At 68.2% G+C, this 23,474-nt stretch carries 26 protein-coding genes, 1 tRNA gene and 1 pseudogene; 12 read left to right on the top strand and 16 right to left on the bottom strand.

Features of this window, described 5'->3' with window-relative positions:
• Positions 1-120 precede the first annotated feature (120 nt).
• Positions 121-666 carry a MarR family winged helix-turn-helix transcriptional regulator gene (locus ACFP2V_RS07335; RefSeq protein WP_381207176.1) on the top strand — a complete coding sequence of 182 codons (546 nt, stop codon included), beginning with the start codon at positions 121-123 and terminating at the stop codon, positions 664-666.
• Between the two features lie 133 nt (positions 667-799).
• Here the strand turns inward: ACFP2V_RS07335 and ACFP2V_RS07330 are convergent, their stop codons facing one another.
• The gene (locus tag ACFP2V_RS07330; protein WP_381207173.1) at positions 800-2,338 is read right to left on the bottom strand and encodes an MFS transporter; all 1,539 of its coding nucleotides are present in this window, start codon (positions 2,336-2,338) and stop codon (positions 800-802) included.
• Between the two features lie 250 nt (positions 2,339-2,588).
• The gene (locus tag ACFP2V_RS07325) at positions 2,589-3,233 is read right to left on the bottom strand and encodes a TetR/AcrR family transcriptional regulator (protein ID WP_381207170.1); all 645 of its coding nucleotides are present in this window, start codon (positions 3,231-3,233) and stop codon (positions 2,589-2,591) included.
• Positions 3,234-3,526: 293 nt separating this feature from the next.
• Here ACFP2V_RS07325 and ACFP2V_RS07320 point away from each other — a divergent pair, with 293 nt between their 5' ends.
• Positions 3,527-4,921, top strand: a complete 1,395-nt coding sequence (locus ACFP2V_RS07320; RefSeq protein WP_381207167.1) for a M6 family metalloprotease domain-containing protein — start codon at positions 3,527-3,529, stop codon at positions 4,919-4,921.
• Here the strand turns inward: ACFP2V_RS07320 and ACFP2V_RS07315 are convergent.
• Entirely contained in the window at positions 4,908-5,774 is an 867-nt protein-coding gene (locus ACFP2V_RS07315) for a universal stress protein (RefSeq protein WP_381207164.1), read from the bottom strand. The two genes, ACFP2V_RS07320 and ACFP2V_RS07315, sit on opposite strands and share 14 nt — an antisense overlap.
• Here ACFP2V_RS07315 and ACFP2V_RS07310 point away from each other — a divergent pair.
• The 3 genes and pseudogenes from ACFP2V_RS07310 (at position 5,671) to ACFP2V_RS07300 (ending at position 7,166) form a co-directional block, all read left to right on the top strand.
• Positions 5,671-6,074: pseudogene (locus ACFP2V_RS07310) on the top strand (cyclic nucleotide-binding domain-containing protein). The gene ACFP2V_RS07315 and the pseudogene ACFP2V_RS07310 overlap by 104 nt on opposite strands.
• Before the next feature lie 25 nt (positions 6,075-6,099).
• Entirely contained in the window at positions 6,100-6,843 is a 744-nt protein-coding gene (locus ACFP2V_RS07305; RefSeq protein ID WP_381207161.1) for a CBS domain-containing protein, read from the top strand.
• A gap of 250 nt (positions 6,844-7,093) precedes the next feature.
• A tRNA-Arg gene (locus ACFP2V_RS07300) sits at positions 7,094-7,166 on the top strand.
• An 81-nt stretch (positions 7,167-7,247) separates the two neighbouring features.
• On the opposite strand, the gene ACFP2V_RS07295 is transcribed toward ACFP2V_RS07300, so the two are convergent.
• The 11 genes from ACFP2V_RS07295 to ACFP2V_RS07245 form a co-directional block, all read right to left on the bottom strand.
• Positions 7,248-8,405, bottom strand: a complete 1,158-nt coding sequence (locus ACFP2V_RS07295; protein WP_381207158.1) for a tyrosine-type recombinase/integrase — start codon at positions 8,403-8,405, stop codon at positions 7,248-7,250.
• A complete protein-coding gene (locus ACFP2V_RS07290; RefSeq protein ID WP_381207155.1) occupies positions 8,405-8,617 on the bottom strand; it encodes an excisionase family DNA-binding protein in 213 nt (70 codons plus the stop codon). Before ACFP2V_RS07290 ends, ACFP2V_RS07295 begins: the two co-directional genes overlap by 1 nt.
• Complete coding sequence (locus ACFP2V_RS07285; protein ID WP_381207152.1) at positions 8,610-9,929, bottom strand: replication initiator; 1,320 nt, start codon at positions 9,927-9,929, stop codon at positions 8,610-8,612. Before ACFP2V_RS07285 ends, ACFP2V_RS07290 begins: the two co-directional genes overlap by 8 nt.
• A gap of 166 nt (positions 9,930-10,095) precedes the next feature.
• Positions 10,096-10,341 (bottom strand): SpdD protein, encoded by a 246-nt coding sequence (locus ACFP2V_RS07280; protein ID WP_381207149.1) that lies wholly within the window; start codon positions 10,339-10,341, stop codon positions 10,096-10,098.
• 25 nt (positions 10,342-10,366) lie between these two features.
• Positions 10,367-10,561 (bottom strand): hypothetical protein, encoded by a 195-nt coding sequence (locus ACFP2V_RS07275; protein WP_351285269.1) that lies wholly within the window; start codon positions 10,559-10,561, stop codon positions 10,367-10,369.
• Positions 10,562-10,591: 30 nt separating this feature from the next.
• The gene (locus ACFP2V_RS07270) at positions 10,592-10,783 is read right to left on the bottom strand and encodes a mobile element transfer protein (RefSeq protein ID WP_381207146.1); all 192 of its coding nucleotides are present in this window, start codon (positions 10,781-10,783) and stop codon (positions 10,592-10,594) included.
• On the bottom strand, positions 10,783-10,965 hold the full coding sequence (locus tag ACFP2V_RS07265; protein ID WP_381207143.1) for a hypothetical protein: 183 nt from the start codon (positions 10,963-10,965) through the stop codon (positions 10,783-10,785). Before ACFP2V_RS07265 ends, ACFP2V_RS07270 begins: the two co-directional genes overlap by 1 nt.
• 20 nt (positions 10,966-10,985) lie before the next feature.
• Positions 10,986-11,684, bottom strand: a complete 699-nt coding sequence (locus ACFP2V_RS07260) for a DUF2637 domain-containing protein (RefSeq protein ID WP_381207140.1) — start codon at positions 11,682-11,684, stop codon at positions 10,986-10,988.
• Positions 11,685-11,771: 87 nt separating this feature from the next.
• On the bottom strand, positions 11,772-13,148 hold the full coding sequence (locus ACFP2V_RS07255) for an FtsK/SpoIIIE domain-containing protein (RefSeq protein WP_381207137.1): 1,377 nt from the start codon (positions 13,146-13,148) through the stop codon (positions 11,772-11,774).
• Positions 13,148-13,504 carry an SCO3933 family regulatory protein gene (locus tag ACFP2V_RS07250; protein ID WP_254379053.1) on the bottom strand — a complete coding sequence of 119 codons (357 nt, stop codon included), beginning with the start codon at positions 13,502-13,504 and terminating at the stop codon, positions 13,148-13,150. Before ACFP2V_RS07250 ends, ACFP2V_RS07255 begins: the two co-directional genes overlap by 1 nt.
• 155 nt (positions 13,505-13,659) lie before the next feature.
• Positions 13,660-14,445, bottom strand: coding sequence for a GntR family transcriptional regulator (locus ACFP2V_RS07245; RefSeq protein WP_381207133.1), 786 nt, complete (start codon positions 14,443-14,445; stop codon positions 13,660-13,662).
• Positions 14,446-14,552: 107 nt separating this feature from the next.
• Between ACFP2V_RS07245 and ACFP2V_RS07240 the strand changes: the two genes are divergently transcribed.
• From ACFP2V_RS07240 to ACFP2V_RS07230, 3 genes are read left to right on the top strand one after another with little or no spacing between them, the layout of a single operon-like run.
• On the top strand, positions 14,553-14,960 hold the full coding sequence (locus ACFP2V_RS07240) for an NUDIX hydrolase (RefSeq protein ID WP_381207563.1): 408 nt from the start codon (positions 14,553-14,555) through the stop codon (positions 14,958-14,960).
• A 46-nt stretch (positions 14,961-15,006) separates the two neighbouring features.
• On the top strand, positions 15,007-15,435 hold the full coding sequence (locus tag ACFP2V_RS07235) for an ATP-binding protein (RefSeq protein ID WP_381207130.1): 429 nt from the start codon (positions 15,007-15,009) through the stop codon (positions 15,433-15,435).
• Positions 15,435-15,815 carry a hypothetical protein gene (locus tag ACFP2V_RS07230; RefSeq protein WP_381207561.1) on the top strand — a complete coding sequence of 127 codons (381 nt, stop codon included), beginning with the start codon at positions 15,435-15,437 and terminating at the stop codon, positions 15,813-15,815. The genes ACFP2V_RS07235 and ACFP2V_RS07230 overlap by 1 nt, the downstream gene beginning before the upstream one ends.
• Before the next feature lie 346 nt (positions 15,816-16,161).
• Here ACFP2V_RS07230 and ACFP2V_RS07225 read toward each other — a convergent pair whose 3' ends face one another.
• Both ACFP2V_RS07225 and ACFP2V_RS07220 read right to left on the bottom strand, forming a co-directional pair.
• Positions 16,162-17,115, bottom strand: coding sequence for a BsuBI/PstI family type II restriction endonuclease (locus ACFP2V_RS07225; protein ID WP_381207127.1), 954 nt, complete (start codon positions 17,113-17,115; stop codon positions 16,162-16,164).
• The gene (locus ACFP2V_RS07220) at positions 17,112-18,572 is read right to left on the bottom strand and encodes an HsdM family class I SAM-dependent methyltransferase (RefSeq protein ID WP_381207124.1); all 1,461 of its coding nucleotides are present in this window, start codon (positions 18,570-18,572) and stop codon (positions 17,112-17,114) included. The genes ACFP2V_RS07225 and ACFP2V_RS07220 overlap by 4 nt, the downstream gene beginning before the upstream one ends.
• A gap of 837 nt (positions 18,573-19,409) precedes the next feature.
• On the opposite strand from ACFP2V_RS07220, the gene ACFP2V_RS07215 reads away from it, so the two are divergent.
• From ACFP2V_RS07215 to ACFP2V_RS07200, 4 genes are all read left to right on the top strand, one after another.
• A complete protein-coding gene (locus ACFP2V_RS07215) occupies positions 19,410-20,909 on the top strand; it encodes an RNA-directed DNA polymerase (protein WP_381207121.1) in 1,500 nt (499 codons plus the stop codon).
• On the top strand, positions 20,896-21,387 hold the full coding sequence (locus ACFP2V_RS07210) for an SLATT domain-containing protein (RefSeq protein WP_381207118.1): 492 nt from the start codon (positions 20,896-20,898) through the stop codon (positions 21,385-21,387). Before ACFP2V_RS07215 ends, ACFP2V_RS07210 begins: the two co-directional genes overlap by 14 nt.
• Before the next feature lie 293 nt (positions 21,388-21,680).
• Positions 21,681-22,379, top strand: coding sequence for an 8-oxoguanine DNA glycosylase OGG fold protein (locus tag ACFP2V_RS07205; protein ID WP_381207115.1), 699 nt, complete (start codon positions 21,681-21,683; stop codon positions 22,377-22,379).
• A 361-nt stretch (positions 22,380-22,740) separates the two neighbouring features.
• The gene (locus ACFP2V_RS07200) at positions 22,741-23,052 is read left to right on the top strand and encodes a hypothetical protein (RefSeq protein WP_381207112.1); all 312 of its coding nucleotides are present in this window, start codon (positions 22,741-22,743) and stop codon (positions 23,050-23,052) included.
• Positions 23,053-23,474: the final 422 nt, after the last annotated feature.

Below are 23,474 nucleotides of genomic sequence, written 5' to 3'. Positions count from 1 at the left end.
ATCGGTGCAGATCTGGCTGGCGGGCGGATGAAGCTTTTTACTTGAAACCTCAACCTCTATTTCCGCACTCTAGCGCAACTTTGTTTAACTTTCAAGGAGAAGGGCTTTACAGTGGAGTACATGACGACGGCACCCACTTCCGCAGCGGCACCGGGTTCGGCACCCGGCCCGGCAGGCACCGACGAACCTCGTTGGCTCAACGTCGAGGAACAGCGCGTCTGGCGCTCGTACATCGAGGCCAGCACCCTCCTGGAGGATCACCTCGACCGCCAGCTCCAGCGGGACGCGGGCATGCCGCACCTCTACTACAGTCTGCTGGTCAAGCTCGCCGAGGCACCGGAACGGCGGCTGCGCATGACCGAGCTGGCGATGCTGGCGAAGATCACCCGCTCCCGGCTCTCGCATGCCGTGGCACGCCTGGAGAAGAACGGCTGGGCGCGCCGCGAGGACTGTCCGTCCGACAAGCGGGGCCAGTTCGCCGTGCTGACGGACGAGGGTTTCGAGGTGCTGCGCCGGAACGCGCCGGGTCACGTGGAGGCCGTGCGGCAGGCGTTCCTCGACCGGCTCACCCCCGAACAGCAGAAGGCCCTCGGCGAGATCATGGAAATCATCGCCGAGGGACTCCAGCCCAGCGAAGCGGGTGCGGACCTGCCCTGGCTCCGCTGAGCGCGGAGCCGGGGCAGGCCCTGGAAGCCGTACGGACGAGGCGTCCCCTCCTCCTCCGTACGGGTGGCCCGAAGGAACCGGCCTGTGAGGGTCGGCGGTCGACGGTTGGCGGTGAAGGCCGCGCGGCAGGCCGTCAGTGGGCGATGACCGGCACCGCCACGTCCTCCTCGGCGACCCTGGAGCCCTCGTCGGAGGACCCGGTGACCGTGCTCCCCGGGCGGCCGGCGTTGACGAAGGTCAGGGCGATGGCCGCGGCCAGGACGAGGATCCCGACGGCGAACCAGATCGCACTGGTGTAGCCCCGCACCATGCCCTCGAGCTGCACCAGCTGCTGCTGGGACCGGCTCGCGGCGCCGCCGATGTGGTCGGCGATGTAGGACGTGGTGGCCGAGGCCGCGATCGTGTTCAGCAGGGCCGTACCGATCGCGCCGCCCACCTGCTGCGAGGTGTTGACCATCGCGGAGGCGACACCGGAGTCCCGGGGCTCGACGCCCAGAGTGGCCAGCGACATGGCCGGCATGAACGCCGTACCCATGCCGAGACCGAGCAGCAGTATGCCGGGCAGCAGCACCGCGGCGTAGGAGGTGTCGACCTCCAGCCGGGTCAGCAGCAGCATACCGACGGAGGCGACCAGGAACCCGGGGCCCATCAGCAGCCGGGGCGGGACCCGGGTCATCAGCCGGGCGCCGATCTGGGTGGAACCCGTGATCATGCCCGCGACCATCGGCAGGAAGGCGAACCCGGTCTTCACCGGCGAGTAGCCCTGGACGACCTGCAAGTAGTACGTGAGGAAGAGGAACAGGCCGAACATCGCGATGATCGCCAGGCCCAGTGAGAGGTAGACCCCGCCGCGGTTGCGCTCGGTGACCACGCGCAGCGGCAGCAACGGCGCCCTGACCCGGGACTCGACCAGGACGAACGTCAGGAGCAGAACGGCCGACGCGACGAACATGCCGATCGTCAGCGAGTCGCTCCAGCCCTCGGACTCGGCGCGGGTGAAGCCGTAGACGAGGGCGACCAGACCGAGGGTGGACAGCACCACGCCGGGGATGTCCAGCGGCGAACGGTTGCGGCCGCCCCGCGGCTCACGGATGACGAAGTACGCGCCGAGCGCGGCGACGACGGCGAACGGAATGTTCACGAAGAACGTCCAGCGCCAGTTCAGGTACTCAGTGAGGAAACCGCCGAGGATCAGGCCGACGGCACCACCGCCGCCGGCGATCGCACCGTAGATGCCGAACGCCTTGGCGCGCTCCTTGCCGTCGGTGAACATCACCGCGAGCAGGGACAGCGCGGCCGGCGCGAGCAGCGCGCCGAACACGCCCTGCAGGGCGCGCGCGCCGAACATCATGACCTCGTTGGTGGCCGCGCCGCCCAGCACGGAGGCCGCCGCGAAGCCACCCAGACCGAGCACGAACGCCCGCTTGCGGCCCCACAGGTCGGCTATCCGCCCGCCGAAGAGCAGCAGTCCGCCGAAGGCGAGGGCGTAGGCCGTGACGACCCACTGCCGGTTGCCGTCGGAGATGCCCAGGTCCTGCTGGGCGGAGGGCAGGGCGATGTTCACGATGGTGGCGTCCAGGACGACCATCAACTGGGCGAGCGCGATGAAGACGAGCGCCTTCCAGCGGCTGGCATCCGGTACGCCGGGAGCCTTTGAGGCTGTTTCAGACATGGGGGTACCCACTTCAGGACCTCGGGATTTCGTGACGGAAGAATTCGGAGTTTGCGATGAAAAAACGGTGTCTTCAGGGAACGACTCGTCCACGGGACGGTCGCTGAGGTGGTTACTGGGCTATTGGCTGAGGTATTGGCTGAGGCGGTTCGGGCTGGGTCAGGCTCGATCGGATCGGATCGGGATCGGGGTCGGGGTCGGGGTCGGGGTCGGGAACCGAACCTGAAACCGGATCTTGGTCAGGGATCGTTCAGCTCGCGCGCAGGCCCTCCACGGTGACGGCCGTGCCCGGGAGGGAACTGCGGGCCGGGGCCCGCATCCCGTCCAGGAACAGCTGAAGATGGCGGTGGACGAACCGGTCGGCGCTCAGGCAGCCCGTACCGGCCGGCGGCCGGCTGAGCTGGGCGATACCGACGAGCAGATCACCGGAGCCCACGTCGTCACGGAGCTGACCGGCCGCTTTGGCTCGGTCCATGATCTGTGCGACGAGCGTCTCGACTCGTACACGCGCGGCCTCCAGGTCGGGGTGGTGCTGGTCGAAGGCGCTGGAGAGCATCGGACACAGCGCGCTGATCCGCTCCGCGGCGGCCGTGTGCGCGAACCGCTCCAGCGCCGTGAAGGCATCCCCGGTCTCGGCGAGCGCCTGCTCGGCCGCCTCCGACGTACGGTCCATCACGGAGCACACGACCTCGCGCACCAGCGCTTCACGATCGGGGAAGTTGCGGTACACCGTGGCATTGCCCACGCCGGCCCGGCGGGCGACCTCGTCGAACGGCACGTCGGCACCGAACTCGACGAACATCTCCCGGGCGGCGGTGACGATCCGTTCCCGATTGCGCAGGGCATCGGCGCGGGGCCGGGACGCCTTGGGCGATACGGAAGCGGCGGTCTGCACGATGCACTCCTAGGTCACTGTCGCTGCTCTTGGTACTGCTGTTGCTGCCACTGTCGCGATCCGGGGAAGGATTCCCCGTTTCGCGCGAACACAGGTCCAAACGGGGAAACGGTCCCCGGTTATTTCCCTCCACTGGAAGCTTTTCGTGTGACCTGAGCCACACCCCCGCATGCCTGCCGGAGCCCTCGCACGATCGGCCCCTCCAACGCGCGCCCGCGCATCCCTCGACGGAGGGTGACCAAGAGGGTGCAGCCGGAGACCGGCGGCTGCCGCGCGGAGCGGAGGTCCTCCACATGCAGCCGCAGTCGACCAGCAGCCGGATACCCTCGCGCCGACTGGCCACCCTGGCGTCCGTGACCGCTCTGGTCCTCGTCGTCTCCCCGTCGGCCGGCAACGACCACCTCTCCCCGTACCTCTCGGCCCCCGGTGCCGGACCCAGAGCCCTGTCCCGCTCCTCCGCGCACGGCCCCTGCATGATCGGCAGCACCCGCGAGGTCCAGATGTCGGAGGGCATCCCCACGATCGCCGGGTACGCCCGCTCCACCGGCACCGTCCGCGCCCTCACCCTCATGGTCGACTTCTCGGACGCCCCCGGCGAAGGCAAGGCCCTCGACCGCTACCGGGAATTCTTCCCGCAGACCCAGCAGTGGTTCCGCACCAGCTCGTACGGCCGTCTCGACTACCGCCCCGAGATACCGATCCCAGGCTGGCTGCGGATGCCCAAGTCGTTTCAGGAGTACGGCATAAAGCGCGGCGCCCCGTTCGACCCCGGTTACCGCAAGCTGGTCGACGACGTCGTGGCGGCGGCGGACCCGAAGGCGGACTTCCGGTCGTACGACCTGGTGAACATACTGATGACCCCGAACGCGGGCCCCTCCGCCCTGGACACCGTCCTGTCGGTCACCTTCGCCGGCAACGGGGAGGCCCCGACCGCGGACGGCGTCCCGGTCTCCAACGCGTCTTTCATCTACTCCCGCCAGGACGACGGCTCCGGCTCCCTGGACCGCACCGGCTACCGGGTCCTCCCGCACGAGAACGGCCACGTCTTCGGCCTGCCCGACCTCTACACCGCCGAGGGCGGCGCGGCCGTGGGCCACTGGGACATCATGAGCGAGGACTGGGGCGCCAACAACGACCTGCTCGGCTGGCACAAGTGGAAAATGGGCTGGCTGGACGCACGCCAGGTGCACTGCGCGGCGGGCACGGGCACACGGGAGTACACCCTGACACCGCTGGCCGAGCGGGGCGGCCCGAAGCTCGTCTTCCTCCCGCTGGACGCGGGTTCCGGATACGCCATCGAGTTTCGCACCCGCGCCGGCAACGACGAGGCGGTGTGCCGGCCCGGCATCCTCATCTACAAGGTCGACGCGGACGTCGACACCGGCATGGGACCGGTCACGGTCTACGACTCCCACCAGGAGAGCGGCGGTTGCACCCGCAGCCCCAACATCCACGCGGAACTGTCCGACGCCCCCTTCACCCCCGGCGAGACGTTCATCGACCGCGAGGCGGGAATCCGGGTGAAGGTGCTGAAGGCGAAGGGCTCGGATTCGGACTCCGACGGGGGCTCGGGCCTGGCCGCGGGGCCGGGCTCGGACGCGGCTGCGGCTGCGGCTGCGGGCTCAGGTTCGGGGTCGGCCTCGGCCTCGGCCATGCCGGTGTACCGAGTGCGGATCACCCGGACCTGAACCTGAGTCCGCGCCCGAGCGCGAGCGCTTGGATGAGGAGGGCCCACCGGGTCGGGCGGGCGCCCGCGGTGTGCGTCGGCTCGGGCACGATGACGACCGGGCAGGCGGAGTGGTGCAGAACCCCGCGGACCACCCGGCCCGACTGGAGCCCGAAGTGCCGCCGGCCACGCCTGGCGCCGATGACGAGGAGGTCCGTGTCGCGCGAGGCGTCCACGAGGACGGCCCGGGTGTGGCCTTCGACCGTACGGCCGTGCGCGTCCACCCCGGTGAGGATGTCCCGGAGCGCCTCGTCCAGGGTCTCCACCGCCTGCTGCTGGTGCAGTCGGGCAGGCTCACCGGCGAGCAGCGGACGGCCGGTGGCCTCGTGCGCGGGGCTCCGCCAGGCCCGTACCGCTTCCACCGGCGCCGCGCGGTGCCGCGCCTCCTCGAAGGCGAAACGCATCGCCGCCGACGCGGCCGGCTTCTCGCCGGCCCCCACGACGACGCGCCCGTGCGTCCCGGACATGGCCCGGTTGTCATGGCTGCCACGCACGACGACCGTCGGGCGGTGCGCGTGCCCGGCGACGGCCGGGCTCACGGAGCCCAGCAGCGTCTCGGCGATGCCGCCGCGGCCCCGCGTGCCGGTCACCAGCGGGGAGGCGTTCCGGCTCTCCCGTACCAGCGTGTACTCGGGTTTTTCGGGCAGTACGTCGGTGGAGACCTCCACGTCGGCCCGACGGCGGCAGACCCACCGGGCGGCGGTCTCGACGATGTCCATGGCCCGCACCTGCTCGGGAGGCCGCTCGTCCAACTCCTCGGCGAGCCGGGCCGACCGCTTCTGGATCACCCGGACGGGCACGGTCGAACTCGGCATGCGCCTCCCCGGCCGTCGAGCGGCCGTCATCGAGCAGATCCGGCACGACGGACTCATCGGCTGGTCCTGGCTCTTCACCCCGCACGCCTGGCGCCTGGGCGCCGAGGCGATCACGCCGGTGCAGGCGTACGAGCTCGACGCCACGGCCGTACGCGCGGTGGGCGAGGACGACCCGCCCCTGGGCAGCGCCGTCGGCCGCTGGGCCGGTGGCGCGTCCTCGCCCACCGCCTCAGCTCGTCCCGGACCCGCCTGATGGACCTGTACGACGCCGCCCCCTACGGCGCCGGCAGCCAGACCTGAACGGATAACCGGACAAGGAGTCACCATGCACAGCACTCCCCACACGGTCAGCGACGTCATGACCCACACGGTCATGGCCATCGGCCACAAGGCCACGTTCATGGAGATCGTGCGGCTGATGCAGGATGGGAAGATCAGCGCCCTGCCGGTCATCGAGGGCGAGGGCCGGGCCGTCGGCGTCGTCTCCGAGGCCGACCTCCTGCACAAGGAGGAGTTCCGCGACAGCGACCCCGACCGTTACACGCAGTTGCACCGCCTGCCCGACCTGGCGAAGGCCGGCGCGGTCACCGCGGAGGAGCTGATGACCTCCCCGGCGCTCACCATCCACCCCGACGCGACACTCGCCCAGGCCGCCCCCACCATGGCGCACGGCAAGGTCAAACGGCTGCCGGTGGTCGACGAGCTGGGCATGCTGGAGGGCATCGTCAGCAGGGCCGACCTGCTCAAGGTGTTCCTGCGCAACGACGACGAGATCGCCGAGGAGGTACGGCGCGAGGTCGTGGCCCACGTGTTCCCCTTGTCGGGCCCGGCGCTCGAGGTCCAGGTGCACGACGGAACGGTGACGCTCGTCGGCCGCGTCCGGGACACGCCCCTGATCCCCGTGGCCGCCCGCCTGATCCGCGCCGTGGAGGGCGTGGTGGACGTCGACTTCGACCTGGAACGCGACACGGACACGACGCCCGCCACCACGCCCGCACAGCCGGGTGGTACAGGAAGCCAGCACTGTGACGCACAGGTTCACCGGATCCCGTTCGGGCCTCGCAGGTGAGGGACCGACCGCTCCGGCCGCGAAGGGCCCACTGCACGACCGACCGAAGCACCTGACCGCACAGTACAGACGCCCGCAGACGGGCACCCGGTGCCCGCCTGCAGTGCATGCCACCTCGGCGCACCGCCGACAACCGCTAGACTGTGCGCGGTGCACCACTCAGGTGGGGCACCCTGTGGATGCATGGGGCCCTTGAGGCGAGATCCACCCACCATGGGCGGCTCTCCAACACCTTTACCCACGCATCCCGGCCTTCGTAGCTCAGGGGATAGAGCACCGCTCTCCTAAAGCGGGTGTCGCAGGTTCGAATCCTGCCGGGGGCACAGAGAGAAGGGCCAGCTCAGGAGGGGTTTCCTCCCAGGCTGGCCCTTCGTCGTTCCGGGCGTCATGCCACACGCGTGCCACTACGTCCGCTCGGAGCCCTCTTCCGAGGCGTTCGACGCCCCTTCCCCGCCGCCGCGGATCATGGCCCCCAACCGGTCGGCGATGGCCCGGTCACGGTCGCTGGTCATGTGCTGGTAGATCAGTGCGGCGCGCGAGCTGCTGTGCCCCATCCGCGTCATCAGTTCGCGTGTGCTGGCCCCGGCCGTGGAGGCCAGTGTGTTGCCCGTGTGCCTCAGGTCGTGAAAGTGCAGCTCGGCCGAGACGCCCGCCGCCTTCCTAGCCTTTACCCAGTCGTCCCGGAAGTTGCTCCGCCGAAGCTGTCCACCCTGCGGGCCGACGAACAGGTGGCCGTCCTGCCCCGCGGCGGCGTAGTGCTCCAGGTGGTGTCTGATCTCGTCGACCAGCTCAGCGGGGAAGGAGACCGTACGCACCCCCGCCGCCGACTTGGGTGCCTTGTCGAAGAGCCGCCCGTTCTGCAACTCGGCTTGAGCACGCCGGACCACGACCACGCGGCCGGCCAAGTCGATGTCCTTGCACCGAAGCGCGGCCAGCTCGCCGAAGCGGAGCGTCGTGAACGCCGCCAGGAGGACGAGCAGTCGGTAGCGCGGCGCGATGGCATCGGCCACGCCGAAGACCTCCGCCACCGACAGCACGGGCCGCTCGGGCACGTCATAGCTGTCCGCGCCCTTGATGCGGCACGGGTTACGGCGGATCATCTCGTCGTCCACGGCCGTGTTCATCAGGGCCCGCAGCAGTTGATAAGCCTTGACGACCGTCGGCTCCCCCACCCCGGCCGCGAGCAGCTTGCCGCGCCAGCTCCGCACCCGCGCGGTCGTGACGTCGGCGATGGAACCCGCGCCGAAGGTCGGGATGATGTGGAGCCGCATCACCGATTCATTTCGCTCCCGAGTGCGGTCCGCCAACTTCCGGTCCCGCAGCCACGCCGTGGTGTAGTCGGCGAAGTTCACCGCCCCGGCGTCAGGGTCCGCCCACTGCCCGCGCGTGATGTCCGCCTCGATGTGCGTGAGCGCAACTTGGGCGTCTGTTTTGGTCTCGTACGTCTTCTCAGCCGGGCGGAGAAGACCGGTCCCCGGATCGCGGTAGCGGACCTGCCACCGGCCGGACGCAAGCTGCCGGACGGCCCCGAAGCTTCTGCGCTTGCCCTTCTTGTTGGCCATCAGGCAGCCCTCCGCAGCATGCCGCCGCGCTGCCGGATCGGCTGGACGGTGTGCGCGTCGATGAAGGCGCTCAACGCGCTCTCGGGGATGCGCACGTGGCGGCCGACCTTGACGAACGTGATGCGTCGCTCCGCGATGAGGCGTCGCGGGAAGCGCTCCGTGGTGCCGAGGAGTTCGGCGACCTGCGCCACGGTGAGGTAGCGGTCAGCCACGGGTCGGTTCTCCTTCTGTTCCGGGGGCGGGTGCGATGGACTCGGCAAGCCAGGCTTCGGCGTCGGTGAGGCCGGTTCCGGCGAAGACCCAGTGCGAGAGGACGAGGGTCGTGTTCTGCTCGGTCTCGTCCTCGGTGGCCGCTGCGGTCTCTACGGCCGCTGTGGCTTGTGCGCGGCGCCATTCGGCGCGGGCGTCGCGGAGAGTGCCGAGGGTGGTGGAGTAGCGGCGGGACTTGGTGGAGAAGTGGCCGCGGAAGCCGAGCATGTGGGCCCAGGCCCGCAGGCGGAGGTGTTCGAGGTCCTTGCGGGCGCCAAGGGTCCAGGCGGTGCGGATGAGCCGGCGGGCGTGGTCGCTGATGTCGAGCTGGGCGAGTTCGGCGAGGAACTTCAGCGGCCGGTCGAGTGCTCCCGTGGCGGTCTCGGCGCCCTTGGTGGCGTACTTGGCGATGTACGCGGCGACGGCTCGTTCGGTCAGTTCCTGGCCGCCGTCGAAGTCGGCCGAGCGGATGGTGCGAACGTCGAGCTGTCGGCCGAAGGCGAAGGCGTGGGCTTGGCCGTCGATGACCGGGCCGTCGACGCGGGCGGCGGTGGCGGCGGCCCGGATGGCGTCGGTCAGCAGTTCGGCGGTGGCCCAGGTGGGAGGCGGGGTGTCGCCGCCCTCGGGGCCGTCGATGCGGATGACGGCGTGGAAGTGGACCGCCCCGCGCTTTTGGTACTCGGCGACCTTGGCGAAGGACACCCGGGCATGCTCGCGGAACTCACGCTGCGAGAGTCCGGCCCGCTTGGCGACCTCCCGGCGCAGGTAGGTCGAGAAGCGCCGCCACAGCGGACCGGCGTGCGCGTTCCAGAGCACGGCCGCTTCGTAGTCGTACGTGTCCGGGTCGAGCGGGGTGCCGAGCACGTCGTCGTCCTGCTCGTGGAGCACGCCGCACCGGCAGCGGCGGACCGAACCGGCCGGACCGGTCGGGCGGTTGTGGACCGGGCCGAAGCCCGGGGCGGTGAAGGTGGCGAAGACGCGGGGGTGAGCGGCGACGCGTTCGGGAACGCCCTTGCCGCCACGCAGGCCCGAGGTAATCAGGTGGAAGGTGTCGCGGCGGTAGACCTCCGAGCAGGCCGCGCAGCGGGTCGTGCGGCGGTTGTTGCAGCGGACCAGGAGGTGACCGGCGGGGAGGCCGGCGGAGTCGAGGCGGTGGAGGAGGGTGCCGATCTCGCCGGTACGGGTGTTCACGTCGTACTCGGCGCGGTGGCCGTCGAGGCGGATCGGCTGGGTGCAGCCGCCGAGACCGGAGAGCTGACGCAGAAGGCCGGGCATGGTGCCGAGGGCGGCTAGTTCGCCGAGTTCGGCAAGCGGGGGCGGGGTGGTGCGGGTGATGATGGCTTTCTCCTTCTGGCTTCGGTCAGGAGGGGCAGGGCCCCCGGGGCGGCGGATGCTTGGCGGTGTCGGTCCGCCCCGGGGGCTTGGTGTCGTCGAGGTGGTGTCAGCGGTGGCGCTGGTCGCGAAGCATCGAGCGCAGGACCACGGCGGCGACGGCCACGGAGACGGCCGAGACGGCGACGGCGGCCAGGAGCGCGGTCAGCACGACTCCGCCGACGAGGACGGCCACGACCGCTCCGGTGCTGACGGATATCTGCGGGGCCGACCGTCGCACGGGAGACGGATCGGTCGGTGCGTGCGTGTGCACGGACGGCGGTATCGGGTTGTCGGGGTACTTGGGCAGGAACACGGCGGAGTTCTCCTTACCTACTCGTCTAGTCATGTGAGCCGTTGACGATGTCCACGCCGGAGCGCGTACCGGACTCGATGGCCGGGGCCATGAAGGTGTGCGAGAGCCAGAAGCCGAACAGGGCGATCACGACGACGATCCAGGTACGGACGCCGAGGAACTTGACCGCTCCCCAGGCGAAGAAGCCGAGGACGACGACGAGCGGCAGGCTGACGGTCACGGAGGCGGGTCCTTCCAGAGGAACAGCGGATCAGTGGACGGGGCAGCGGTGGGTACGGGCGGCCAGCTCGGCGGCGGCGCGACTGTCGTAGTCGGCGGAGAAGCCGCAGCGCGGGGCCGTACAGGCGGCGGTGTGCTTCTCGCGGCCCCGGCCGTCGTAGGCCGTGCCGACCTGGACGGGGCCGATGCGGGTGACGTTGCGGAAACCGCGCGGACGAGACATCACAGACCGTCCTCTCCGGTGAAGTCGTGGGCGTGGTCGGTGAGCCACTGTTGGATTTCGGGGTGCTCTTCGTCCGTGGCACGGTTGATGGCTGCTTCGGCGACGGCCACGGCGTCGACGAGCCGGTTGTTACGGGTCAGTTCGGCGGCGGATTCCAGGGCGAACCTGATGGACGGACGCATGACGCGGTTCTCCTTCGTCGTCAGTCGAGTCGGGCGGCGATGGCGTCGGCGAGCGGTAGGGGGACGCCGAGGCGGGCGCGGAGGGTCGGGACGTCGATGGGTGCTCCGGTGCGGGTGCGGTGTTCGGCGGCGACCTTGCGGGCGTGCTCGACCAGGGCGGCCGGGACGGATACAGCGGGCGGAGCGGGTATGGCGGGCGGTACGGGCACAACCGGTGGAGCGGGTGCCGGATCTGCGGCCGGTAGCGCGGGCGGCTCAGGCTCGGGGCCGCGAACAGGCTCGGCGTCGTCCACCTGGTCCACTCGGTCCGCGTCCACGGCGGCGCTCCCCACGTCCTCCCCCTCCTCCACGGCTTTCGGCGTCGAGTGAGCGAGGAGCGTTCCGCCGAGGAAGGCGACCGCAGGCCAGCCCGCGACGAGGATGCGCAGCCAGGCCGGCACCTGGTCCATGTCGAGCAGTCCGGCGGTGGCGACATTCGCCCCCAGGGACGCGGTCAGCGCGATGACGAACCAGCACCACCCGGCCGCTCTGGCGCCGCCGGACCGCAGTCGGCGCCAGGCGGCGACGAGCAGCAGGTCGACCGAGACGGGATAGGCCCACGCCTTCCACCCGTCCTGTCCGGCCGCCGAGGCGACGTCGTGCAGGTGGGCGAAGGACAGCGCGGCGGCGATGACCGCTTGGACGAGCACCGCGTCGACGCGGGCCAGTAGGGCGCGCATGCTGCGGCTCCTTCCTGTTCCAGGCATGGGAGGGGTAGGGACGTGGCGCGAGACGGTCACGCCGACCGAGGTGGAGCGGGTAGCGGCTCAGTCAGCCACGGGCCGCGGTCGCAGGACCGGGGCCGGGGACTCGACCGGCCGTACGGGCACGGCGGGCCGGAAGGGCTTGAGTGCGGGCAGGTCGGGGACGAGGTGGGCCGACTCGTGGCAGATCCCGGCGGCGTCGCCGAGGGAGAGGTACGGCGTGCGGATGCGGGACCAGCCGCCGGAGGTGTCACCGGCCACGGCGAGGCCGGGCCGTTCGGGGGCGATGGCGCAGGCGGCGGAGACCGCTTCGGGGGCGATGTCGCCGAGCGCCATCTTGGCCGAGGCTTCGTCGTTCACGCGGTGGCAGACCCGGCCGGTCAACTGGGCCCGCAGCATGGTCGCGCCCTTGCCCAGTTCGGCCCCGAAGCGTTGCCCGCAGACCTCCAGGTAGATGCCGGCCGCGCGGCCGAGCTGGGCGAGGCGGATGAGCTGGGTGACCATCTCGTCCCGCCGTTCCTCGTCCTTTTTCGTGGCGACGAGGAAGAGTTCCGCCACCTCGTCCACGAACAGCACGACGGGTACGGGCCGTTCGTGCTCGAGCAGGCCCCAGATGTCGGAGGTGATCTCCTCGTCCGGAGTGCTCGGCGCGATGCTCTGCCGGGCCTTGATCAGGTCGTAGCGGTCCTCCATCTCCTTGATGAGCACGGGCAGCAGCTCGGCGGCCTGCTCCGGGTCGGTGGCGAGCGCCGACAAGCGCGGAGCGAAGGGCGCCAGTTCCACGCCCCGCTTGCAGTCGATGCCGACCAGGGCGACGGGCTGGCGGGCAAGTCCGGCGACGAGGTGACGCAGGTACATGGACTTGCCGGACAGCGTGGCGCCGAGGGTGAGTTGGTGCGGCACGGTGCGGTAGTCGCGTATGAACGGAGTGGCGTCCTCCCGCAGTGCGACCGGCACCCTGAGCAGCCCCGAGCGGAGCTTGCGCGGCATGCGCACCCGCCGCAGTACGTCGAAGCCGACGAGCCGCAGGTCGACCACGCCCGGCTTGACCGTGGTCACGTAGACGGCGTGGACTCCCCAGGCGTGCCGCAACCGTTCGGCGGAGGCGGCCACGTCGGCGGGTTCCTGCCCCGGGGCGAGCCGCAGGCGGACCCGCAGCCCCGTCATGGTCGGGCGGATGATCCCCCGACGCGGCGGTACGGGCCGGACCTCACGGCGAGTGGTGGCCTTGACCGCCAGGACCCGCAGGCGGGAGGGGGCCACGGTCAGTCCGCACGCCTCCATGACGGAGCCGTAGGAGCTGAGCAGCCGGACCGTGGACATCGGTAGGCCGACCGCGGACCAGTAGACGCCGGGGTGTCGTGCCCGGGCGTAGGCGGCCCCACCGCCGAGTGCGGCGACGGGACCACCCACCTCCAGAAGCGTTGCCAGGTCGGTCATCAGGCCGTGGCCCCCACGGTGGCCGGGAAGGCGGCCGGGGTGACAGCGGCGGCCCGGAAGGCGATGCCGTGCCGCTGCTGGCCGTTGAACACGCTCTCCCACGGCCGGGCGATCAGGCCCGGCAGGGAGACCGGGGCACCGAGGGCGAGCCCTTCCGACACCCCGCTCTCCGGAACGGTCACCTTGATCAGGGACGACTCCCCCTCCTCGATGTACACGACGCCGAGCGTCATCAGCGCCTCACCGCTGACGGCGTCCTTCGCGATCTCGCCCGTCTGCCGGTCGCGGACCTTGGGCTCGGGCGCCTCGGTCAGCAGGATCGTCGCGGCCGAGGTCTCCACACGGATGGTGCGCAAGATTTCTTCCCATCTACTCGTCTAGACAAGATGCAGTCTTCGAACCCGACTTCACCGGGAACGGGATCACCTTGCCACACAACTTGCCCACTCGTCTATACGAGCATGCGTGTCGGTGTGTACGAGTCCGGGGAAGTGGCCTCGCGCACCGCCGATCAGGTCGCCGGAAGCTGATAGGAGAGGACGTAGGCGTCCGCCGCCATCACCGTGTCGCAGACCTCCACGGCCCGCCCCGCGGTGTCGAAGGCGGTACGGATCAGGTGGATCACCGGCACACCGGAGGCCAGTTGCAGCGTCTTCACCTCGGACGGCGAAGGCATCCGGGCCCGGATCTCCTCCTCGAAGTGGTCGAGCTGGTGGCCCAGTTCCTCGAGACGGGCGTAGATGCCGCCGGGGCCCGGGTTGGGTTCGGCGATCTGCGTACCGCGGGCGATGTCGAGCGGGAGGTACGACGCGGCGAACTCGACCGGCCGGCCGTCGAGCAGGTACCGGCGACGCCGGGCGAGCACGCGCCGTACGGAACCAAGCCGGGTGGAGATGTCCTGGCTGGCCTTCTCCTCCTTCACCTCCAGACTGTCCACGGTGGGATGACTGCCGGCGGCGTCGGCCTCCACGATGAACGCGGACTTCCCTTGCTCACGGTGGCGCCGGGCGAACCGGTCGGAGGCGAGCCGGCGCACCGGAGGCCGGGGCCGGACGAAGACGCCCTTGCCGTGCTCGGCGTGCACCAGGCCCTCGCCCTGGAGGATCGAGAAGGAGTTCCGGACCGTCATCCGGGAAACCCCGTAGTGCTCGACCAACTCAGCCTCAGAGGGCAGTTTCTCCCCTTCCTTGAATCGCCCACGGTCGATGGCCTCGCGCAGCTGGTCGGCGATCTGACGGAAGACCGCACGATCACTGGTCGGGTCGAGGCCGCCGAGAATGCTCGGTAGAGAAGTCACGCGTACTCCTTTAGGTATCTAGACGAGTGGGCGAGTGTTGTTGCTACGGTGGAGAGCCTAGTCAGCCGAGAGGGCCGAGGAACGTGAGCACAGAACGCCCGCACTCCGTGAGCGTCGCCGGGGTCATCGTCGATGACCGAGGCCGGACCCTCTTGATCAAACGTCGCGACAACGGCCACTGGGAACCCCCGGGCGGCATCCTCGAACGCGAGGAGACCATCCCCGAAGCCCTCCAGCGCGAAGTCCTCGAAGAAACCGGCATCAAGATCGCGCTTCCCGCGACTCTCACCGGCGTCTACAAGAACATGACGGGCCTGATCGTCTCCCTCGTCTTCCGCTGCCAGGCGGCCGACGGCACTCCCACCACCGGGGACGAGACCCGCGCCCTGTACTGGGCCACCCGCGAAGAAGTCATCGAACTCACCGACGAGGCGTACGCGATCCGTGTCCTGGACGCACTCGACGCAGCGTCCCCGCCGGCCGTCCGCGCCCACGACGGCGTGAAACTCGTCTAGCCCGAACCCGCTGCACATGGCGGCCTATCAGCATGAAGGAACTTGTATGCACGAGTATACGAGTAGGGCCCGGGTCTGGGGACTGTCTTGCCCAGGTTTTCCGGAAGAGGTCAGCAGGGCCCGCCGCTGGACTCGCGACATCCTGCGAGGCTCGCCGTTGGCGGAGGACGCCGAGCTGATCGTCAGCGAGCTGAGCGCGAACGCGATCCTCCACACGGCTAGTGGCCAGGCATCCGGCAGCTTCCATCTGGCCCTCGCGGTCTCCCCGCAGGTGATCGCCCTGTCCGTCACAGACGACGGAGGCACGGGCACGGCACCGAAGGTTGAGCACCAGGACCAGGCTGCGGAGCATGGCCGAGGACTCGGCATGGTCAGCGCGCTCGCTCACCGGGTGGTGGTCCACAGCAGCCAGAGCGGCCGCACCGTCACCGCGGAACTCTTCACCGACACCCGACCGGGAGCCCACCCGTGCTGATGGACAAGCCCACCCGCGGCTACTGGTGCGAGTGCTGGACAGAAAGCCTCGGAGAGAGGGCAGAGGGGCTGGCCTTTCACGCCTCCTTCGACGCGTACTCGGCGCTCCAGGCGGACAGGTGGGTAGCCGTCGCCCTCCGCACGATCTCACCTGCACTCGACGCGGACGCCTCGGACGAGGCATGGGCATGGCTCCATGACGGCCGCAGCGAAACGAGGCGTGCCCTACTGCGTCAGGAAGCGTGCACGGTGACCATCACCCACGCCGGCACCCGCATCACCTGGACCATCCGCCCAGTGCTCTTCCTGACTCTCGCCCACCGACCGGGCAACGAACTCCCAGCCTGCGCACATGACTTCAAGCCCCACACCACAGACTGAGTTACAACTTTCTCTACTGGTTCAAGGCGGCTCGCTCCGCTCCCCGCGCGCGGCCCGGCCCCCGGCCGGGCCTGCGCTCCTGTCTCCGCCCCGCTCCAGCCCGGCCGGCGCCCGTGCCGCGCGTAGGCAGGCGAGCCGAATCCCGTAAGCCGAGTACCGCACACGGGCCGGTCAAGGCAAGAGCGACGCCTCAGGCGGGGGATCGGCCGGCACCGGAATAGAGGGGGCAGCGTCGCTGACTGCGGACCCGTAAGGGGCGTGCGTGGGGAGCCTCCATCCCGTCCACCGTCGCCCCAGGCAGAACCGAGCGGACGGGGCCCAATCAGAGCGCGAGCTGAAAGGGTAATTAATAGGGACCGAGGAACCGTGAGCCGTTCAGGTGGATCAGGTGGTCGGGCGCGTCAGCCACCCAGGCTTCAGTCTCCCATGCAAGGTCGGCCAGCCACTTACGCATCGTGGCACGGTCCGGGAAGCAGTTCACGAACACCAGCCCTGCTTTGTCCGTCGCGAAGAGTTTCTTCAGGTGCTCACGCCGTCCAAAGTCGATCGGTCCGTGAGAAGTGACGGCCTCCATCAGGAAAAGCCAACCGCGCTGCTCGTCGTAGACCACGAGGTCCGGGTTCTTGCCGTGCTCGTCGAAGGCCAGCCCGAGACGTGCGAAGACGTCGTCTTGGCGGATGTCGTAGCGGTGATCCTTGGCGTCCCCCAGGTAGAGCACCTGTCCGCCGGGGGCGAAGCGAGGGCAAAACTCTTCGACCATGTCCCGAATCAGGGGATTCTGGCCACCGGGAGAGAGGCGGAACAGAGAACCGTCAGGAAGCGTGACCGGGAGCATCTGCATCTCGCGGGTTGCCTTGTAAGCGGCCTGCTGGGTGGGAGCCTCGGTTACCCAGGCGTCGAGGGCGTCTTGAAACCCCCGGGTGCCGAAGAGACGCACTACGGACAGAGCCGCCGGAGCGATCCGGTAATTGTTCTTGGAGGAGTTGACCGCGCGCCCTTCGGGAGCATCGGAGTTGTGCTCAGCGAACCCCGCGTCGACGAACTGGTGGAGCGTCTGCTTGCGGAAGGTCTCGCGCGAGTTCGGGGCATACTCTTTGCCCCATTTCTCCGCAATGACGCCCATGATTTCCGTGACGCCGAGACGCGGGTTGATCGCCGTGCCCCACGGCTCGCCGGGCTCCAGGCCGAGCAGCACGAGGGCCGTCAGGGCGGACCTGTTATTGCAGCGGACCTTGTCGAAGCCGAAGGCTTGCAGGAGGACGCTGGCGTTGTCGACGGATGCTCGTAATGTGCTGATCACTCCGCTGAGCCTACGACAGCGGGGAACATGTCAGCTACGAGGGCGTCGAGCTTCGCCTGTTCCGGGAGCCATTCCGGCGCGTTCTGCGCCAAGCGCACCAAGTCGTCACGAGAGGGGAAGGGGAGTGTCTTAACGTCCCCGGCGTTGACCTGGGTGTGCCCGGAGAAGGTGCGGAAGATCGCGTCGAGCGTCGAGGAGTTCAGCCAGAGCATCAGCCCGTGCGCGAGCTGGGGGTCGATAGGCCCCTTCTTCTCATGCAGGTAGTTGGTCTTATTGTCCAGGGCAACCGGGCCGTCGTGCTTCCAGACGCCCGCGACTACACGCCGCTTCTCCTCCTTGGCGGAGAAGCGTTTGATGACGACGTAGTGCCCTTCGGGCAGGAGCAGCTTGCGGGCGGCCTCAGTGCTGGGGGAGAAGCCTTGCGGCTTCTTCGCGGGGCGCTGCGGCCACTCGATCTCTCCGCCGCGTACGTTGGCCTGGTAGATCATCGGGACGACATCTTCGGCGCTGAGGTCGTCGGTCAGGTGCTCGCGGTTGCGGAAGTCGACCACCTTGCCCGTGCTGACGCCCAGGCCCAGGTCGGCCAGGGTGAATGAGACGGCCGGCGGTACGACAGCCGAGTCGTCGAAGCGGACGAACCGCTCGCGGTCCCCGGGCAAGACCACGGCGCCGAACGGGACGGTACGGCGCAGCGGGACGTCGTCGTGCGCGATCGACGCCGACAGGACGACCTCTGGCTGTTGGTCGCCCTGCGTGCCAGCCACGATGACGTTTTCCTGGAGGACGCCGGTGTCGGCGAAGACTGTGTTGCGGCTCTCAAAGACGTGTAGGAGGTCGAGGCTGGTGCGGTCGAGCATCCACTGGCGGAAGGCGCGATGGTAGGTGCCGTTGGCCCAGGAGCGGGGCACGATGATCGAGATCTGGCCGTCGGGGGCGAGGGCGGCTGTGGCCCTGGCCCAGAAGGCCGTGTAGATGTTGCTGGTATCGACCAGGAGGTGGGCAATGCGCGTACGGTGCAGGCTGCCTGCGGCGAGCTTTCCGTAGGGTGGGTTGGCGACGACAAGGTCGAACGGCCCGTCGATGAGTGCGTCGTCGTCGGTGAGGTAGTCGCCCTGCACGAGGTCGAACGTGGTGCCGTAGGTTGTCCTGCATTCCTCAAGCGTGGTCCGCAGGTAGGGCATGACCTGCGGGTCCTTCTCCACAGCAACCACGTGAACGTCCAGGTCAGGGCGCTCGTCGTGCAGTCGGCTCACCAGTGCGGCGGTAAGCGAGCCGACCCCGGCGCCGGGGTCCAAGACGCGCACGGTGTTGCTCAGCGCGTCTAGGCGAGGCATCGAGGCGATCAGGTCGGCGGCTGGTGCAGGGGTAAAGAACTGCCCCAGGGCGGCCTGCACCCGAGGGGCAAGGACACTGAGCGCCTCCACCCGTCGTGCCTCGGTGTTCTCGATCAGTTTCACGTCCGCGATCCTCTCACGGGGCACCCCCATGAGGCCGTTGGTGGAGATACATACTAAGTCCGCCACCCCGTGGCAACGTCGGGAGGCAGGTGCTGAAGGGCGAGAGAGCCCAGGGCGTCCCGAAAACCGCGTGTCATGCGCTGATCATCCACGACACCACCGACAGCGCCCCCGGGCTGCCACCGGGCACAGACGCTCAGACCGCCTGGACGACGGTGGTCTCTCCGGGCTTCGACTCTGACGCAGCGCGCCCTGTCAGGCAGGCCGGATGAACATGTGTGTCCGGTAGGACTGGCGTAAGGGCTCAGGCATCGTCGCCATGTGCCGGCCGCCGCGGCTTGCTCCGGTCAACGGCATTGGCAGCGTGGCCGAGGACTGCGGGGGTACAGCGAGGCATACGCGTGCGTCGTCGGTCGGTGCACCCGCCGTCGTGGCTGACTGTCGTCGGCTGAGGTTCAGGCAAGGCGGCGAAGGTGTCGGCCGTCAGCCGAGTACGCCGAGGCTGGGCCGTCTCTGGACCGTCCGAGGGCGCTCGACAGTGGCCAATGACGACCAACGACGACCACCAGGCGCACGAGCCCACTGCCCTTTGAACGACCCCGTCCGAGTCACTCAAAACCACCACAGTTTCAAAGCGTGTTGGCGGTGCAGCGCTTCACCTGGTGTCTGGTCGTGACGGGGCACCTCGGCGGCTGGTAGACCATCCGCTGAACCGCGCGCACTTGCCCCTCACCGGCCGGTGGGAGACCGGTCACAAGCGAGCCAGACCGCAACCGAGCCTCCGCCCCTCCCAGATACCATCCCGGGCAAGGCACCTTCATTCGACAAAGGGGACCGGTGGACCTTCCCAGCAGGCTCACCAAAGCCAAAGAATTACTCATAGCGGGCGAACATCAATCAGAGGTCCCTGACGTCATCGGGTACCAGGACGTACAACATCAGTGGGAACGCGGCTACCGCGAAACGCTGGTGCGAGCCGTCGAGAACGGCGCGTGCGGCCCGGAAAGTACCAGCATCATCGACTTCCCTAAGACCGATCTGACCGTGCGGCCACTAGCCCGTTTCTCCACCCGAGACCGTCTAATCTACGACGCACTCGTATTTACCATCGCTGATCAGATCGACTGCCAGCTCCACCCCGCCGTATCCAGCTACCGATGGAACCGCTTCAAGGGCGAACCCATCGGATGGTGGGCCAACTGGTCCTCCTACCGGGCGAAGTCACTTCGGGCTATCCGCTCCGATACCTCACTCAAGGTCGCCTACCTCGACATCGCGGCCTTCTACGAGCACATCGACGTGGCCATGCTCGGAGACGATCTAGAAGCCCTCGGTGGTGACGGTACGACCGCCGGCCACATCATCGACTTCCTCACCCGGTTCCAGACCATCAACCACGCTTGGGGCCTACCCCAAGGACCGGACGCCTCCGGCATACTCGCCAATCTCTACCTGGCCCCTGTCGATTCCTATCTGGCCCAGAACAGCGCCCGGTTCCTGCGCTACTCCGACGACATCAAGGTCTTCCACCCGGACTGGAGCGAGCTGCGTGATCTCTTCCTCGGCGTGAACAGCCAACTCCGCTCCAGGAGGCTCGCTATTTCCTCCAGCAAGACCGTCATCCTCGATCCCCAAGACGCCCGGGAACGGGAAACCGACATCCGACATGACTCGCTCGCTGGCGCTATCAAGAGCGGACGCCCACGGGCTCGCGAAGATCTCGCAGCCTACTTCGAGAAGATCGCCAAAGAGGGGAAGTTCAACGGTAACCAGGTCCGTTTCGTTCTCGGTCAACTCCGCATGATCAGAGATGATCGCGCCGTCGGCTGGTGCCTGGACAATCTCACCCGCCTCCCCCACGCCATCACGCACGTGTTCAAGTACCTCAACGCAGCCAAGGGAAGAGCGCCCGAGATCGAAACCACCCTGGTCCGGTTTCTGCACTCCAGCAACAGCGCCACGCACCCACTGATTGAGCAGCGCATTCTGCGCTATCTCATCGCCATGGGCATCAAGGATGAACGAGCGAAAGAAGCAGCGTGGAACATTCTCGGGGACCGTAACCGGGCCGAATACGCCCGCGAGTTCGCCGCTCGCTACATCGGAGAGCACGCGTCCATTGCCGAGGCCCAGATGCTCCGCCACCGCTTTGAGGGGGAAACCAACGCTGCCGTCCGACGCGCCGTGCTCGTCGCGCTGTACACGGCTGGCTACCTCACCATCCGCTACCGCAAGGAGATCAGAGCCTCCGTCCCCGGCATGGAATGGCTCTGCAGCTTCCTTGGCACCAACCCACGCATCAGTCCGCCCCGGATTGGACCCTATGCCTACTTCTGACACGCCGTTCGAGAGTATCAAGACCGAACTGGCGCGCATACAGAGCAACTGCCTATACACCGCTCAGGGATACTTCGAAGCGGCCAAGAGCGCAGAGAAGTGGGGGCGACTAATCGTGTTCATCCCCGCCTGCGTGACCGCAATATGCAGCCTTCTGGTTGCCGTCAAAGTCGGCCCGGAAGTCTTTTTCAGTGGGCTCGGCGCCGTCTCTGGAGCCATCGCGGCCACTGCAGCTTTCCTGGGCTCACCAAAGACGGCGGCTGACCATCTCGCATCTGCCCGCGCCTACACAGCGCTCAAGCACCGCGCAGACACCGAGATCAGTCTCATGACCGAGGCGTCCGACCTGGCGGTCCTCGAAGTCAGAACCCGAGAGCTGAGCGCCGACTACGTACGAATCACCTCTACCGATACACCGATGGCGAACAGGTTCTACGCAAGGGCCCAGCAGCGGATACAGCAAGGTGCGGCCGAGTAGTCGAATTTGGGACAAGCAGCCAGTACCAAGCAAGAGCTTGGGCCAGGCCATGGCGGTTCACGACGAGACGGGGATCGTGGACTATTCGTGGACTCGCCCTGCCTGATCAGCCAGGCGCAGGGCCGTGACCTGCCGCGTTGCCCTGCTAACAAGGGGATTCCGGAGCCGTGTTGGTTGCCGAAGCCGTCGAGTACTGTGCCGCAGCGTTGGCCGGGAGTCGTCGTTCGCCAGTATCGAAAAGCATGAGCACCGGAGTGGGCATCCCTCCTCCTTACCTCGGGCAAAATGAGGTCATGGCACCCACCGACCTATCTCGCCTGCAGTTGCCGAGCGCGTGCCGTGAGGCTCTTGCCAAGCAGCGGTCAGAGCGGATCGACAGTCACACCATTGTCATAGCCGCCGACTGGTGGAACAGCGAGATTGCCGCCACTCGCCTGCCTGGTGCGCCCGTGACCAGACAGGGTGTCACGCAACTCAGTCGCGGTGACTTGTTCGCGGATGCGGCCAGCCTTGATGCGGGCTCCGAAGAGGAGCTGCTGCGATTTCTGTGGCGAGTGCTCGCCTGGGGCAGCGGCATGAGACTCCGCCTCAGCCGCCAGCGCATCCGATCTGTGGCAGATAACCCGTCCTCAGCCGTGGCGGCTCTACGCCAGGCTCTGCAGGCGGCCCGCGAGGATCCGGCGCAGGCCTACGAAGCTCTACGCCCGGGAGGCCGCAACGCCATTGCGTATCTGGGCCCGGCGTTCTCGACCAAGGTCTTGTACTTCGCCGGCAGCGGCGCTCTCGACCACCCGTGCGTGATCCTCGACTCCCAGGTGGCCGCCACGCTCAGGAGCACCTGCAAGTGGGACTCGCTCGGTGACGACGGATGGCCCACCAGTACCTACGTCCGGTACTGCACGCTCCTGGACCGCTGGGCCCACGAGGAGAGCAGTCAGCTCGGGCGCCGTATCTGCATTGATGAGATCGAACACTGGCTGTTCAGGCCCTGATCCGCGAACCGCGCTGTCGACTTAGATCTCCCAGAGGCCACTCACGATCGCCTCACCCTGTCTGGAGTAACGCGCTCCCAGCCAGGTACGTGTCTGACTGCGTGACAACACCGATGCGCACCGGCGTACGTACGCGGGCGCCTACGGACCATTAACGCTGGTGAACGGCGCACCACCCGAGGCTAGCCGCCCATCCAAGTTGCTTCGGGATGAAGGGAACCCGGAGTCAGCGGCACTGTCGAGGTGCCTTGATAATGGGTGCAAGACCGCCAACTTCCACAACCCGTGGTGTTCCACGGCTTCGTCCCCTAACGTTCATTCATGCTCGTGGGCGGGCACTTCACGTATGGGGGGAGAGTGCGTGATTAGAGATCTGATCTTCGTCGAGACGGCGCGTGTGCAGTTCGGTGCGTTGCCCAAGCGACACCAGGCCGATGTCAGCGAGGCGTTGCTGAAGATCATCCAAGAGGAGAACCGCAGCGGAATGTGGCGGCACGCAGACAATCGGCGCCTGACTGTCACTTATTCCGTGCACCCAAGCGGCGCAATCGTGGTGAGAGAGATCAGCACGGCTCCCGTCAGCCCAGCCAGACCCCGGCAGCCCTATGCAGGCATGGAGATGCGAGACGAGGGTGGCGGACGCTGGATCCACATGAATCCTCACGAGGAGTAACCCCCAAACAGCAACCCTTCAACCGAGGCTGTGGGGTGAAGAAGTCTGTGCCAGACCCGTGCCAGATCGTGCAGGGAACCACGGGGAACACCGGGGAACCAGTCGACTGCCCACCAGGTGCCGACGGCGCTCCGCCCCAGGTCAGTGCGGTAGTCGCCCCCAGAAAACCCAAGCTTCCCAGGCTGAGGGCTCAGACGGCGTCATCACGTGTCGGACGTCGCGGCTTGCTCTGGTCGACGGCACTGGCAGCGTGGTGGAGGCGGGCGGGGGTGCAGCGAGACATACGCGCGCTTGGTCGGTCGACGCACCCACCGTCGTGGCTGACTGTCGTCGGCTGAAGTTCGTGCCACAACCGTGCCAGATACAGGGGTCAGCCACGGTCAACACCAGTGCCCTGCGGTCGAGTAGCCGCCCGCTGCCGC

The organism is Streptomyces incanus (assembly GCF_042656345.1).
GTDB classification, from domain to species: Bacteria; Actinomycetota; Actinomycetes; order Streptomycetales; family Streptomycetaceae; genus Streptomyces; species Streptomyces incanus.
The sequence above is the reverse complement of the archived record's forward strand: the minus strand, read 5'-3'. Positions and strand labels throughout refer to the sequence as shown.

Bases quoted from the DNA above. Each gene is read 5' to 3' on its own strand.
- ACFP2V_RS07230 (WP_381207561.1), top strand. From the start codon at position 15,435: ATGGACAAGCCCACCCGCGGCTACTGGTGCGAGTGCTGGACAGAAAGC.
- ACFP2V_RS07270 (WP_381207146.1), bottom strand. From the start codon at position 10,783: ATGTCTCGTCCGCGCGGTTTCCGCAACGTCACCCGCATCGGCCCCGTC.
- ACFP2V_RS07260 (WP_381207140.1), bottom strand. From the start codon at position 11,684: ATGCGCGCCCTACTGGCCCGCGTCGACGCGGTGCTCGTCCAAGCGGTC.
- ACFP2V_RS07330 (WP_381207173.1), bottom strand. From the start codon at position 2,338: ATGTCTGAAACAGCCTCAAAGGCTCCCGGCGTACCGGATGCCAGCCGC.
- ACFP2V_RS07255 (WP_381207137.1), bottom strand. From the start codon at position 13,148: ATGACCGACCTGGCAACGCTTCTGGAGGTGGGTGGTCCCGTCGCCGCA.
- ACFP2V_RS07235 (WP_381207130.1), top strand. From the start codon at position 15,007: ATGCACGAGTATACGAGTAGGGCCCGGGTCTGGGGACTGTCTTGCCCA.
- ACFP2V_RS07265 (WP_381207143.1), bottom strand. From the start codon at position 10,965: ATGCGTCCGTCCATCAGGTTCGCCCTGGAATCCGCCGCCGAACTGACC.
- ACFP2V_RS07305 (WP_381207161.1), top strand. From the start codon at position 6,100: ATGCACAGCACTCCCCACACGGTCAGCGACGTCATGACCCACACGGTC.
- ACFP2V_RS07210 (WP_381207118.1), top strand. From the start codon at position 20,896: ATGCCTACTTCTGACACGCCGTTCGAGAGTATCAAGACCGAACTGGCG.
- ACFP2V_RS07335 (WP_381207176.1), top strand. From the start codon at position 121: ATGACGACGGCACCCACTTCCGCAGCGGCACCGGGTTCGGCACCCGGC.
- ACFP2V_RS07315 (WP_381207164.1), bottom strand. From the start codon at position 5,774: ATGCCGAGTTCGACCGTGCCCGTCCGGGTGATCCAGAAGCGGTCGGCC.
- ACFP2V_RS07295 (WP_381207158.1), bottom strand. From the start codon at position 8,405: ATGGCCAACAAGAAGGGCAAGCGCAGAAGCTTCGGGGCCGTCCGGCAG.
- ACFP2V_RS07205 (WP_381207115.1), top strand. From the start codon at position 21,681: ATGGCACCCACCGACCTATCTCGCCTGCAGTTGCCGAGCGCGTGCCGT.
- ACFP2V_RS07320 (WP_381207167.1), top strand. From the start codon at position 3,527: ATGCAGCCGCAGTCGACCAGCAGCCGGATACCCTCGCGCCGACTGGCC.
- ACFP2V_RS07285 (WP_381207152.1), bottom strand. From the start codon at position 9,929: ATGCCCGGCCTTCTGCGTCAGCTCTCCGGTCTCGGCGGCTGCACCCAG.